This window comes from Roseateles sp. FW301-B2 (genome assembly GCF_058788955.1).
Map to the genome: position 1 here is coordinate 424,436 of NZ_JBYTBE010000001.1, position 12,541 is coordinate 436,976.

At 69.1% G+C, this 12,541-nt stretch carries 11 protein-coding genes; 4 read left to right on the forward strand and 7 right to left on the reverse strand.

Features of this window, described 5'->3' with window-relative positions:
* Window positions 1-13 precede the first annotated feature (13 nt).
* The 5 genes from AC3WQY_RS01760 to argH all read right to left on the reverse strand — a co-directional run bounded on the left by AC3WQY_RS01760 (window position 14) and on the right by argH (window position 5,404).
* Window positions 14-1,255, reverse strand: coding sequence for a DNA polymerase Y family protein (locus AC3WQY_RS01760; protein WP_492705278.1), 1,242 nt, complete (start codon window positions 1,253-1,255; stop codon window positions 14-16).
* A gap of 53 nt (window positions 1,256-1,308) precedes the next feature.
* Entirely contained in the window at window positions 1,309-1,716 is a 408-nt protein-coding gene (locus AC3WQY_RS01765; protein ID WP_285232828.1) for a bacteriohemerythrin, read from the reverse strand.
* 4 nt (window positions 1,717-1,720) lie between these two features.
* The gene (locus AC3WQY_RS01770) at window positions 1,721-3,298 is read right to left on the reverse strand and encodes a methyl-accepting chemotaxis protein (protein WP_492705280.1); all 1,578 of its coding nucleotides are present in this window, start codon (window positions 3,296-3,298) and stop codon (window positions 1,721-1,723) included.
* 148 nt (window positions 3,299-3,446) lie between these two features.
* On the reverse strand, window positions 3,447-3,926 hold the full coding sequence (locus AC3WQY_RS01775; protein ID WP_285232826.1) for a hemerythrin domain-containing protein: 480 nt from the start codon (window positions 3,924-3,926) through the stop codon (window positions 3,447-3,449).
* A gap of 62 nt (window positions 3,927-3,988) precedes the next feature.
* The gene (gene argH / locus AC3WQY_RS01780; RefSeq protein WP_492705283.1) at window positions 3,989-5,404 is read right to left on the reverse strand and encodes an argininosuccinate lyase; all 1,416 of its coding nucleotides are present in this window, start codon (window positions 5,402-5,404) and stop codon (window positions 3,989-3,991) included.
* 100 nt (window positions 5,405-5,504) lie between these two features.
* On the opposite strand from argH, the gene AC3WQY_RS01785 reads away from it, so the two are divergent.
* The 4 genes from AC3WQY_RS01785 to AC3WQY_RS01800 are packed head-to-tail and all read left to right on the forward strand — an operon-like array spanning window position 5,505 to window position 10,505.
* Complete coding sequence (locus tag AC3WQY_RS01785; protein ID WP_492705285.1) at window positions 5,505-6,590, forward strand: sensor histidine kinase; 1,086 nt, start codon at window positions 5,505-5,507, stop codon at window positions 6,588-6,590.
* A gap of 3 nt (window positions 6,591-6,593) precedes the next feature.
* A complete protein-coding gene (locus AC3WQY_RS01790) occupies window positions 6,594-7,418 on the forward strand; it encodes a LytR/AlgR family response regulator transcription factor (RefSeq protein WP_492705287.1) in 825 nt (274 codons plus the stop codon).
* Window positions 7,419-7,470: 52 nt separating this feature from the next.
* Window positions 7,471-9,204: an ABC transporter permease gene (locus AC3WQY_RS01795; protein ID WP_492705289.1), complete on the forward strand. Its 1,734-nt coding sequence runs from the start codon at window positions 7,471-7,473 to the stop codon at window positions 9,202-9,204.
* A gap of 8 nt (window positions 9,205-9,212) precedes the next feature.
* Entirely contained in the window at window positions 9,213-10,505 is a 1,293-nt protein-coding gene (locus AC3WQY_RS01800) for an ABC transporter ATP-binding protein (RefSeq protein WP_285232821.1), read from the forward strand.
* Window positions 10,506-10,522: 17 nt separating this feature from the next.
* Here the strand turns inward: AC3WQY_RS01800 and AC3WQY_RS01805 are convergent, their stop codons facing one another.
* Both AC3WQY_RS01805 and AC3WQY_RS01810 read right to left on the reverse strand, forming a co-directional pair.
* Window positions 10,523-11,488 carry a DNRLRE domain-containing protein gene (locus AC3WQY_RS01805; protein ID WP_492705292.1) on the reverse strand — a complete coding sequence of 322 codons (966 nt, stop codon included), beginning with the start codon at window positions 11,486-11,488 and terminating at the stop codon, window positions 10,523-10,525.
* 9 nt (window positions 11,489-11,497) lie between these two features.
* A complete protein-coding gene (locus tag AC3WQY_RS01810; protein WP_492705294.1) occupies window positions 11,498-12,499 on the reverse strand; it encodes a DNRLRE domain-containing protein in 1,002 nt (333 codons plus the stop codon).
* Window positions 12,500-12,541: the final 42 nt, after the last annotated feature.

Consider the following 12,541-nt stretch of genomic DNA (forward strand, 5'->3'; position numbering starts at 1 on the left):
GGCGTGTAGAGGCTCAGAACAACGGCAGGTTCTCGGCCCTGGACGGCGCGGCGGGCTTGCTGCCGCGCCGCGGCGCTGCGGCGTCGCCGGGGCGCGACAGGCTGCCGATGCGCACGCCCAGCAGGCGCAGGCGCTGGCTCAGGTCCACGCGCTTGAGGCAGGCGCCGGCGGCGCGGCGGATCGCCTGCGCATCCTGGGTGGGCAGCTCCAGGGTGAGGTCGCGCGTGACGGTGCGAAAGCCCTCGAAGCGCAGCTTGATGCCCACCGTGCGGCCCAGATAGCCCTTGCGCTCGAGGTCGGCGGCGAGCTGCTCGCACAGGCGCGTGAAAATCGCGCCCAGTTCGGCGCGGTCGTGCTTGGCATGCAGGTCGCGTTCGAAGGTGGTCTCGCGGCTGATCGAGACGGGCTCGCTGTGCGTCACCACCGGCCGGTCGTCGCGGCCATGCGCGGCCTCGTGCAGCCAGGCCGCATAGCTCTCGCCGAAATGCTGGCGCAGCAGGGCCGGGTCGGCGGCCGCCAGCTCGCCCACGCTCTCGATGCCCAGTTCCAACAGCTTGGCGCCGGCCTTGGGGCCGATGCCGTTGATCTTGCGCACGCCCAGCGGCCAGATGCGGGCGGGAATCTCCTCGGCCAGGAGGATGGTGATGCCGTCGGGCTTGTCGAGCTCGGAGGCGATCTTGGAGAGCAGCTTGTTGGGCGTGATGCCGATCGAGCAGCTCAGGCCGGTGGCGCGCAACACCGAGTTCTTGATCTCGCGCGCCACCGCGCGCACCCCGCCCAGCGGATCGTGGCCCACCGGCTCGCGGATGCCGGGCACGTCGGAGAGGTCGATGTAGATCTCGTCGATGCCGCGGTCTTCGATCACCGGCGCCACTTCGGCCACCGCGGCCTTGAACAGGCGCGAGTAGCGCCGGTAGGCGTCGAAATCGGTGGGCAGCAGGATGGCATCGGGCGCGCGCAGCGCCGCCTTCATCAGGCCCATGGCCGAGAACACGCCCAGATCGCGGGCCGCATAGGAGGAGGTGGTGACGACGCCGCGGCCGGTGTAGTCGCGCAGCCGCGCGTACTGGCGCGTGCCGTCGGGCAGGGTCTTGGGCTCATGCGCGCGCCGCCCGCCCACCACCACCGCCAGGCCCTTCAGATCGGGATAGCGCAGCAGCTCGACGGAGGCATAGAAGGCGTCCATGTCGAGGTGCGCGATCAGGCGCTCGGGCAGGGGCCCGCTGGCGGTGGAGGAGGGAGGCGATGCGGCCATGCCGCATTGTGGCGTGCGCTGCTGACAGGGGCTGGCAGCAGCAGCGCGTGAGCTCAGGCGCGCTGGCGGCGCTGCACGAAGCGCAGCAATTCCTTGTCGCCGCGCCGGATGTGCAGCGACAACCAGTCGCGCAGCACCGCCGAGAGCTGCGCCGCCACCGCGATGCTGCCGGCCTCGAAGCGCGCGCGCAGGGCCTGCAGATCGGCGATGAACTTCGCGTGCGTGAGCCGGTGGCGCTCGAGATCGGGGAACTGCAGCTCGGCCATGCGCTGCTCCTCGCGCTGCAGATGCTCGGCGGTGTAGGCGAGTAGCTCCTTGAGGATGGTCTCCACCACCTCCATGCCGCGGCCCTCGGTGGTGGCGCTGTGCAGTTGGTTCACCAGATCGACCAGATGGCGGTGGTCCGCGTCGATCGCGCCGCCATCGATCACCATGTCATCGGCCCATTCGAAGTAGGCCATGGCCTCAGCCCTGGCTCGGCGTCGCGGCACCGAGCTTGAACACGCTCACCGCCTGCACCAGGCCCTGGGCCTGGTCGGACAGCGATTGCGCGGCGGCCGCGGCCTCCTCGACCAGGGCGGCGTTCTGCTGCGTCACCTGGTCCATCTGGCCCACCGCCTGGTTGACCTGCTCGATGCCGGTGGTCTGCTCCTTGCTGGCGGTGGTGATCTCGCCCATCAGGTCGGCCACGCGCCGCACGTGCACGACGATCTCGTCCATGGTGCTGCCGGCCTGTTCCACCAGCTTGCAGCCCTCGCGCACATTGCCCACCGAACCGGTGATGAGCTTCTTGATCTCGCGCGCGGCCTCGGCGCTGCGGCCCGCCAGGCTGCGCACCTCGCCGGCCACGACGGCGAAGCCACGCCCCTGCTCGCCGGCACGCGCGGCTTCCACCGCGGCATTCAGGGCGAGGATGTTGGTCTGGAAGGCGATGCCGTCGATCACGCCGATGATGTCGGCGATCTTGGTCGACGAGGCATTGATGGCCTCCATGGTCTGCACCACCTGGGCCACCACGGCGCCGCCCTTGACGGCCACGCCCGAGGCGGTTTCGGCCAGCTGGTTGGCATGGCGGCCGCCGTCGTAGTTCTGCTTGACGGTGGCCGACAGCTGCTCCATCGAGGCCGCGGTCTGTTGCAGCGAGCTGGCCTGCTCCTCGGTGCGCGACGACAGATCGAGATTGCCGGCGGCGATCTGGTCGGTGGCGATGGCCATCGAATCCGCGCCCTGACGCACCTGGCTGACGATGCTCACCAGGCTGGCGTTCATGTCCTTCAAGGCTTGCAGCAGCTGCCCGCATTCGTCGGCGCTGCGCACCTCGATCTGGCTGCTGAGGTCGCCGGCCGCCACGGTGCGCGCGACGCGCAGCGCCGCATGCAGGGGCCGGGTGATGGAGCGCGTGATCCACCAGGCGAAGCCCACGCCCAGCGCCAGGCCCAGCGCGCCGACGGCCAGCAGCAGCATGCGGCCGGTGCCGAGATCGCCGCGCAACTCGGCGCTGCTGGCCACCACCACCTTCTTCTGCAGGGCGGTGAGCCCGTTGATGGGCTCCTGCATGGCATCCAGCAGGGCCAGGGTTTCGCTGTTGAGCAGCTGCGTGGCCTCGTCCTTGCGGCCCTCGTCGACCAGCTTGGCCACCTTGCTGAAGGAGGCCACGTACTTGGCGCGCGTCTCCTTCAGCTGGGCCAGCATGGCCTTGCCGTCGGGCAGACGCACCAGCGACTCCAAGGTGCGCAGGGCCTCGGTGATGATCTGCTTGTTGGCCTCGATGCGCTGCTTGGCGCGCGCCGACTGCGCCGCATCGGCGCTGACGATCAGCTCCATGGTGTTGCGCGCATTGGCGCGCGTGCTGGCGTTCACCACATTGGCCGCATCGGCCTTGACCCAGTCCTGCTCGATGATGCGGCTGTTGACCGCGTCGGCGCGGCCGAACTGCTGCCAGGCGATGAAGATGATGCCCGCCATCATCAGCAGCAGGACCCCGAATCCCAGGCCCAGGCGTACGCCGATGCCGAGGTCCGCCATATTCTTTTTCCCGCTCATGTGGTCCTTCCCTGTGAGCCTGCCGCGGCGCCGGATTGGCGCGCCAGACGGCGGACTCATGGATTGGACTTGTGGGTTTACCCTAGGTCAAGCCAGCGACTTGCCTTATGTCAAAAGGCGGGGACATAGCGAAAGGAACCGGCAGCCTTCAGCTGCAGCTGGCGCTGCCGCAGGAGCTGATGGTGGCCGAGGCTTGCTGCAGCGGCTGGGTCAGCGTGCCGGTGGCGCTGTCGTAGCCCACCTGGCTCATGTGGAACACCAGCGAGGCGTCCATCATCTCGGCATGGGCCGGGAACCATTGCGAGAGCTCGCCCACAATGATGCGCATGGGCTCCATGTCCTTGAGCTCCACCGCATAGCGCAGCACCTCGCGCAAGGTGTCCAGCACCATCGCGTGCTGCTTGCTGTGGCAGTTCTCGGGCGCGAAGCCGGTGGCGGCCATCCAGCGCTCTTCCATCGCGAAATGCTCTTCGGTATGGGCGAGCAGGCGCTGGAAGGCGGGCAGCGGGTCGGCGCCGCTGGCCAGCACCGCCGCGAACTCGTTCAGCAGGCCGACGAATTCCTCATGCGTGTGGTCGAGTTGGGCGTGGTTGAGCGCGAGTTGCTCGTTCCAGGTGATGCTGCTCATGGTCGTGCTCAAAGTGAGGGGCTCAGCATAGGGCGCGCGGGCGCGCCCCGGCTTGCGACATGTCAATGCGCCGCGGCGGCGGCCAGGCGGGCGCGATGGCGCGCCACCTGGGCGCGCACCTGAGCCGGCGCGGTGCCGCCCAGGATGTTGCGTGCGTTCAGCGAGCCGCGCAGCGACAGCACCTCGAACACATCGGCCTCGATGCGGCCATCGAACTTCTGCAGTTCGGCCAGCGGCAGCTGCGACAGGTCCAGGCCGGTGGCGATGGCGGTCTTCACCGCATGGGCCACGATCTCGTGCGCATCGCGGAAGGCCAGGCCCTTCTTCACCAGGTAGTCGGCCAGGTCGGTGGCGGTGGCATAACCCTTCAAGGCCGCGCGCTCCATCGCCTCGGGCTTGACGGTCAGGCCGCCCATCATCTCGGCAAAGATGCGCAGCGTGTCCTTCAAGGTGTCGACGGTGTCGAACAGCGGCTCCTTGTCTTCCTGGTTGTCCTTGTTGTAGGCCAGCGGCTGGCCCTTCATCAGGGTGATCAGGCCCATCAGATGGCCGACCACGCGGCCGGTCTTGCCGCGCGCCAGCTCGGGCACGTCGGGGTTCTTCTTCTGCGGCATGATGCTTGATCCGGTGCAGAAGCGATCCGCCAGGTCGATGAAACCGAAGCTCTGGCTCATCCACAGGATCAGCTCTTCGCTGAGGCGCGAGATGTGCACCATCACCAGCGCGGCGGCGCTGCTGAACTCGATCGCGAAGTCGCGGTCACTCACCGCGTCCAGACTGTTCTGGCACACGCCCTCCATACCCAGGGTCTTCGCCACACGCTCGCGGTCCAGCGGGTAGCTGGTGCCGGCCAGGGCCGCGGCGCCCAGCGGCAGTCGATTGACGCGGCGGCGTGCATCGGCCAGGCGCTCGGCGTCGCGCGCAAACATTTCCACATAGGCCAGCAGGTGATGGCCAAAGGCCACCGGCTGGGCCACCTGCAGGTGGGTGAAGCCGGGCAGGATCACCTCGGCGTTCTGCTCCGCCACCTCCACCATGGCCAGCTGCAGGGCCTGCAGCAGCGCGCCGATGGCGTCGATCTCGTCGCGCAGCCACAGGCGCACATCGGTGGCGACCTGGTCGTTGCGGCTGCGGCCGGTGTGCAGGCGCTTGCCGGCGATGCCGATCAGAGTGGTCAGGCGCGCCTCGATGTTCAGGTGCACGTCCTCCAGGTCCAGCTTCCATTCGAACTGGCCGGCCTCGATCTCGCTCGTGATCTGCGCCATGCCGCGCTGGATGGCGGCGTGGTCCTCGGCGTTCAGGATGCCTTGCGCGGCGAGCATCTCGGCATGCGCCAGGCTGCCCTGGATGTCGGCCTTCCAGAGGCGCTGGTCGAAGAACACGCTGGCGGTGTAGCGCTTCACCAACTCGCTCATCGGTTCGGAGAACAGCGCGGACCAGGCTTGGGACTTGTTGTCGAGTTGGTTGTCGGCGGACATGGCGGAAAGGGTGCGGGAAGGGTGGAAAAGGGGCAGGGCGCGCCGCTGAAGCAGAATGCGGGCATTGATTCTAAGGGCGGGGCCCCATAGGCCCCTCGGCATGGCAGGCAAGCACCACAACGACTGGCACGACAGCCGCAACCTCACCAGCATGCTGGGCCTGGCGCCCACGCCCGCCGAGGTGGAGGAACAGGTGGCGCCGCTGTTCGACGGCGAGCGCGTCTTCGACGTCTGCCATGTGGGCCTGGTGCTGCGCGCGGTGCTGGGCGTGCAGGCCCTCTTGGCCCTGGGCCTGGCGCTGGCGGCGCGCGAGCCCCTGCAATGGCTGTGGTGGATGAGCAGCGGCACGGTGGTGACGCTTTCGGCCGTGCTGTTCTGGCTGCTGCTGGTGTGCGGCGCGCGCCGGCCGCTGGCGCGTCTGCGCGAGCCCTGGCAATGGGCCGTGCTGCTGGGCCTGGGGGCGCTGGGCGCCAGCCTGGGCTGGCAGCTGCTCAACCTCGCCAGCGACGAGCCCAGCGGCTGGTTCCGCCAGCTCAGCGTGGCGCTGGCCGGTGCCGCCATGGCCGCCATGCTGCTGTACTGGATGAAGCTGCGCGAGCGCTCGCAGCGGCCCGCCGATGCCCTGGCCCAGCTGGTGGAGCTGCAATCGCGCATCCGCCCGCATTTCCTCTTCAACACCCTCAACACCGCGATGGCCCTGGTGCGCGTGGACCCGAACCGCGCCGAGGCGGTGCTGGAGGACCTGAGCGAACTGTTCCGCGTGGCCCTGGCCGAGGCCAGCACGGTGGTCAGCCTCAACGAGGAGGTGGAGCTGGCGCGGCGCTATCTGGACATCGAGCAGATCCGCTTCGGCGAGCGCCTGCGCATCCGTTGGCAGCTCGACGAAAGCGCCGGCAATGCGCGCGTGCCGCCCTTGCTGCTGCAGCCCCTGGTGGAGAACGCGGTGCGCCATGGCGTCGAGCCCAACGACGCCGGCGGCGCGCTGGAGGTGCGTACCAAGAGCCGCGGCGCCGAGGTCGAGATCCTGGTGAGCAACAGCGTGGGCGCCGCCTCCAGCGTGCCCGGCCATGGCCTGGCGCTGCGCAATGTGCGCGACCGCCTGCGTCTGATGCATGATGTGGCCGCGCGCTTCGAGGTCCGCCAGGAGCCCGGCCGCTTCACCGTCCGAATCGTTCTGCCCCGCTGAACCATGCACCTGCAGCCCGCCCTCAAGGTCCTGATCGTCGACGACGAACCGCTCGCCCGCATGCGCCTGCGCGGCCTGGTGGAGAGCTGCGCCGAGCCGCATGCCGAGGTGGTGGCCGAGGCCGGCACCGCCTCGCAGGCCCAGCAATGGCTGCGCGACCATGGCTGCGACCTGATCCTGCTGGACGTGCAGATGCCCGGCCCGGACGGCCTGCAACTGGCCGACGCGCTGCGCGAGCGCGAGCCGCGGCCCGCGGTGGTGTTCGTCACCGCCCATGCCGAGCATGCCTTGCGTGCCTTCGAATTGGATGCGATCGACTACCTCACCAAGCCGGTGCGGCGCGAGCGCCTGCAGGCGGCGCTGGCGCGCGTGGCCCAGCGCATCGCCGAGCGCGCCGCCGCCCGGTCGCAGCAGGGCGCCGCCGACGCGGCCGCCGAAGGCCCGGTGATCAATATCAGCGACCGCGGCCGCCTGATCCGAGTGCCGCTGGCCGAGGTGCTGTACTTCAAGGCCGAGCTCAAGTACCTGACCCTGCGCACCGCCAGCCAGAGCTATGTGATGGACGGCAGCCTCAGCGAGCTCGAGCAGCGCCTGGGCGAGCGCTTTCTGCGCGTGCACCGCAATGCCCTGGTGGCCAAGGCGGCGGTGCGCGAGCTCGAGCGCCACGCGCCCAGCGATGGCGGCAGCCCCGAGGCGGCCGAGGCCGGTGAGGCCAGCGAAGGCGCCGAGGGCTGGGCCGTGCGCGTTGCCACGGTGAACGAATGGCTGTCGGTCTCGCGCCGCCAAGTGGCTGCGGTGCGCGAGGCGCTGGCGGCGGCATCGGGCTGAGTTGGCTCCAAGTCAGCTTCCGCTCAGCTGACATCGCCTAGCATGGCCCTCCATGCAGGAGCAGCGCCAAGAATTCTTTCCCCGCCAGGTGGTCGAGCCCGCGCTCAACCGCTGGGACTGGGCCTTGCTGCCGCTGGTGCTGGCCGGCTTCAGCCTGCTGGCGCTGGCCGCCACGCAGATGGCCAGGCCCTTCCATGTGGGCGAGGTGCTGCCCATCAGCCTGGACCCGCTGGCGCTGCCCTACTACCTGCTGCGCACCACGCTGCGCATGTTCCTGGCGCTGGCGGCCTCGGTGCTGTTCGCCTGCGTGTTCGCGGCGCTCGCCGCCAAGGTGCGCGCGGCCGAGAAGCTGCTGGTGCCGCTGCTGGACATCCTGCAGTCCATTCCCATCCTGGGCTTTCTGTCCATCACGGTGACGGGCTTCATCGCGCTCTTCCCGGGCAGCCTGCTGGGGGTGGAATGCGCGGCCATCTTCGCCATCTTCACCTCGCAGGCCTGGAACATGGCTTTCAGCCTCTACCAGTCGCTGCGCACCGTGCCGGCCGAGCTGCAGGAGGCTGCCAGCATCTTCCGCCTGTCGGCCTGGCAGCGTTTCTGGCGCCTGGAGCTGCCGTTCGCGATGCCCGGCCTGCTGTGGAACATGATGATGAGCATGTCGGGCGGCTGGTTCTTCGTGGTCGCCTCGGAGGCGATCTCGGTGGCCAACCAGGACATCAAGCTGCCGGGCGTGGGCTCCTACATCGCCATGGCGATCGCGGCCAAGGACCTGCACGGCATCGGCTATGCCATCCTGGGCATGCTGATCGGCATCCTGCTCTACGACCAGCTGTTCTTCCGCCCGCTGCTGGCCTGGGCCGACAAGTTCCGTTTCGAGGAGTCGGGCAGCGAGAACGCGCCGACCTCCTGGCTGTTGACCTGGCTGCGTCGCACCGCGCTGCTGCAACGCCTGGGCGACTGGCCGGGCCGCTGGCTCACGTCCAGCTTCGCGCCGATGCGCTTGCGCTTCGACGGCACCTCCATTCGCGCCCGGCCCAAGCCCGCCAATCCGCTCTGGGCTCGTGTCTGGGATGCGGTGCTGGCGGCGCTGGTGATGTTCGCGCTCTGGCGCTTGGTGAGCTTCATCCATGGCGAGGTGGGCTGGGGCGAAGTGGGCCATGTCTTCAAGCTGGGCTTCTACACCCTGGCACGCGTGCTGGTGCTGATCGCGGTGGCCTCGCTGATCTGGGTGCCCATCGGTGTATGGATAGGGCTCAACCCGCGCATCGCGGGCCGGGTGCAGGCGCTGGCGCAGTTCCTGGCGGCCTTCCCGTCCAATCTGGTGTTTCCGGTGGCGGTGATACTGATCCTGCGCTGGCAGCTCAATCCGGATATCTGGCTCTCGCCCCTCATCATCCTGGGCACCCAGTGGTACCTGCTCTTCAATGTGGTGGCCGGCGCCTCCACCATCCCCTCGGAGCTGCGTTATGCGGCGCACAACCTCGGGCTCAAGGGCTGGCTGATGTGGCGGCGCTACCTGCTGCCGGCGATCTTCCCCAGCTTCGTGACCGGTGCCATCACCGCCAGCGGCGGATCCTGGAATGCCAGCATCGTGGCGGAATATGTGAGCTGGGGCGACACCACGCTGCAGGCCCAGGGCCTGGGCAGCTATATCCAGCAAATGACGGCGGCGGGCGACTTCCCGCGCATTGCGCTGGGCATTGGCGTGATGTGCGTGTTCGTGATGGCGCTCAACCACTGGGTGTGGCGGCGCCTGTACCGGCTCGCCGAGCAAAGAATGCACTTCTGAACCCAGCCATGACGAATCTGATCGAACTGAAAAACGTGGCCAAGAGCTTCAAGTCCTCGGACGGCAGCTCGCGCTCGGTGCTGGAACGGGTGGACTTCGAGCTCGCCAAGGGCGAGATCGTGGCCCTGCTGGGCCAGTCGGGATCGGGCAAGTCCACCTTGCTGCGCATCATGGCGGGGTTGATTCCGGTGGATGGTGGCACGGTCAGCTACCGCGGCCAGCCGCTGTTCGGCCCGGCCGAGGGCATTGCCATGGTGTTCCAGTCCTTTGCGCTGTTCCCTTGGCTGACGGTGCAGCAGAACGTTGAGCTGGGCCTGGAGGCGCGCGGCGTGGCGCCGGACGAGCGCGCCAAGCGTGCCGAGGCGGCGATCGAGCTGATTGGCCTGGCCGGTTTCGAAGGCGCGCTGCCGCGTGAACTCTCCGGCGGCATGCGCCAGCGCGTGGGCCTGGCGCGCGCCCTCGTCACCGAGCCGGCGGTGCTCCTGATGGACGAGGCCTTCTCGGCGCTGGACGTGCTCACCGGCGAACGCCTGCGCAACGAGATCCTGGAGCTCTGGGACGGCGGCAGCATGCCGACGCAAGCCATGCTGGTGGTTTCGCACAATATCGAGGAAGCGGTCTTGATGGCCGACCGGGTGCTGATCTTCTCCAGCAACCCCGGCCGGGTGCGCGCCGAGCTGCCGATCAGCCTGCCGCGGCCGCGCCACCCCGACAGCCCCGAGGTGCGCCTCTTGATCGACGAGGTCTACAGCCTGATGACGGTGGGCGCCGTGCCTGCCGGACAGGCCGAGGCGCCCAAGCCGCATCTGTCCGACCGCCTGCCCGAGGCCGACGTGGGCCGCATGGAAAGCCTGCTGGAGCTGCTGGTGGACGAGCGCTTCAAGGGCCGCGCCGACCTGCCCCAGCTGGCCGAGGAAAGCGAGCTCACCGACGAGGACCTGCTGCCGCTGGCCGATGCGCTGCAGCGCCTGGGCCTGGCCCAGCTCGAGCATGGCGACATCCTCATCACGCCGCTGGGCCAGAAGTATGTGGAGGGCGAGCACGAGTTCCGCCGCGAGATCTTCGGCCAGCAGCTGCTCGCCCATGTGCCAATCGCCGCCTTCATCCGCCACAGCCTGGAGCAGGAGGCGCATGGTGAGCTGCGCGAGGAGCCCTTCCTCAAGCTGCTGCAGGAGAGCATGGACGCCCACGAGGCCGAGCGCGTGCTCCAGGTGGCCATCGAATGGGCGCGTTATGGCGAGGTGTTCGAGTACAACTACCACACCGGCATGATCCACCTACCGGAGTCGGGGGAGGGCTGAGCGCCCTCGCCGTGCTGCTACAGCGCGCTGGCGCAGATGGCCCACACGGTGGCCTGGACCGCGAAGGCGTTGGTGTTGGAGAAGTAGACCTGCCAGCTGCTGTCGCTGGACGGATAGCTCTGGTGCATCACCAGCTTGAGCTGATCCAGCTGGCTGCCCAGGCTGGGGAATTGCACGCCACCGCCCAGCACCTTCTTGCCGCTCGGGCAACTGGCCACCAGGGTGGCCAGGAAGCTGGCCGGTATGCTGGTAGTGGCGCTGACGCGTTGGTGCCCGGATACGCCGGCCTGGCCCTGCGGCCCCTGGATCCCTGCCGGACCCGTCGCACCGATCGCGCCGGTCGCGCCGGTGGCACCCTTGGCGCCCGTCGCCCCGGTCAGCCCGGTGGCGCCGGTGTCGCCCTTGGGCCCTTGGTCGGCCAGGGTCAGGTCCAGCCTGGCCACATGGGCGGTGGCGGTGTTTTCCTTGCTGTCGAAGAATGCCACCGTGCCCGGGGCGCTCAGGGCCGTCGTTAGCGCCAGACCGAAGTTGCTGCCGGGGTTGCTGATCCACTGTTTGACCAGGCCGGTCAGGTCCACGCTGATGTACTGGTTGGCCGCGCCCACCGGCACGCTGATGCCGCTGCCGGCGCCGGCGTTGGGCGGCTGGCTCGCTGCCGTGACGCTGCCCTCGGCCCAGGCGCCGTTGAGCCCCAGCACCTCGATCGCGCCGGGGGCACCGACGCGGTTCACGTAGAGGATCAGATTGGCCTTCACCAGCTTGGCCGCCGTGGTGCCGGCGGGCAGGGTGGCCAGGTCAAAACGCAGCAGGGCGCTGGCGCCGCCGCCCACGTTCAGGGTCGGCAGGCTGCCGAAGTTGTTAGCGGGCAGGCTGGCGTTGATGTGCGTGTCGGCGCTCAGGGGCGCTTCCAGGGCCTGCGCGCTCAGACAGGCGCCGCACAGCAGCGCGGCCAGCAACAGGCGGGGGGTGATGCGGGATGTCATGGCAGGCCCTCAGTGCACGGTGATGCCGGTGGTCGTGGCGCAGATTGCCCAGGCGCGCACCGCGCGGCTTGAGCTGGACGTGTTGGTCAGCAGGCACTGGTAGGTGCTGGTGGGTGCGCTGGGGTGAGGGCCCGCGTAGTCGACGCGTATATCGGCTTGTGCACTGTTGTTGTCGCGGTGGCCGCAGCCGCCGCCCAGCAGACTGGTGTTGGCCGGGCAACTGGCGTTCAAGCCGCCCCAGGTGTTGGCCCCCATCGAGTTGTTGGCCTGCACGTAGTGGACGTTGACCGGCCCGGCCGGCCCGGTGGCACCCGTCGCACCTGTCGGGCCTACCGGGCCCGCAGCCCCGGTTAGCCCGCGCGGGCCTGTTGCGCCGGTGGCGCCGGTGGCACCGGTGGCGCCTGTAGCCCCGGTCGCCCCGGTATCCCCCTTCGGCCCCTGGTCCGCCAACGTCAGGTCGAGCCGCGCCACATGGGCGCTGGCGGTGTTCTCCTTGCTGTCGAAGAAGGCTACGGTGGCCGGCGCGCTCAGTGACGCCTGCAGCGCCAAGCCATAGTTGCTGGCGGGGTTGCTGATCCACTGCTTCACCAGGGCGGTCAGGTCCACGCTGAGGAACTGGTTGGCGGCGCCCACTGGCACGCTGATGCCGCTGCCGGCGCCGGCGTTGGGCGGCTGGTTCGCAGCCGTGACGCTGCCCTCGGCCCAGGCGCCGTTGAGCCCCAGCACCTCGATCGCGCCGGGGGCACCGACGCGGTTCACGTAGAGGATCAGATTGGCCTTCACCAGCTTGGCGGCCGTGGTGCCGGCGGGCAGGGTGGCCAGGTCAAAACGCAGCAGGGCGCTGGCGCCACCGCCCACGTTCAGCGTTGGCAGGCTGCCGAAGTTGTTGCCGGGCAGCAGGCTGTTGACATGGCTATCGGCGGCCAGCGGTGCGTCCAGGGCCAGCGCCGGCAGGGCGCAGGCAAGCAGGGCCAAGCTCGCGCTGGCGCGGATGAATCGATGGGACAACATGCTCACTCCTTGATCAATGGGCCAATGGGCCTATGGGCTGAC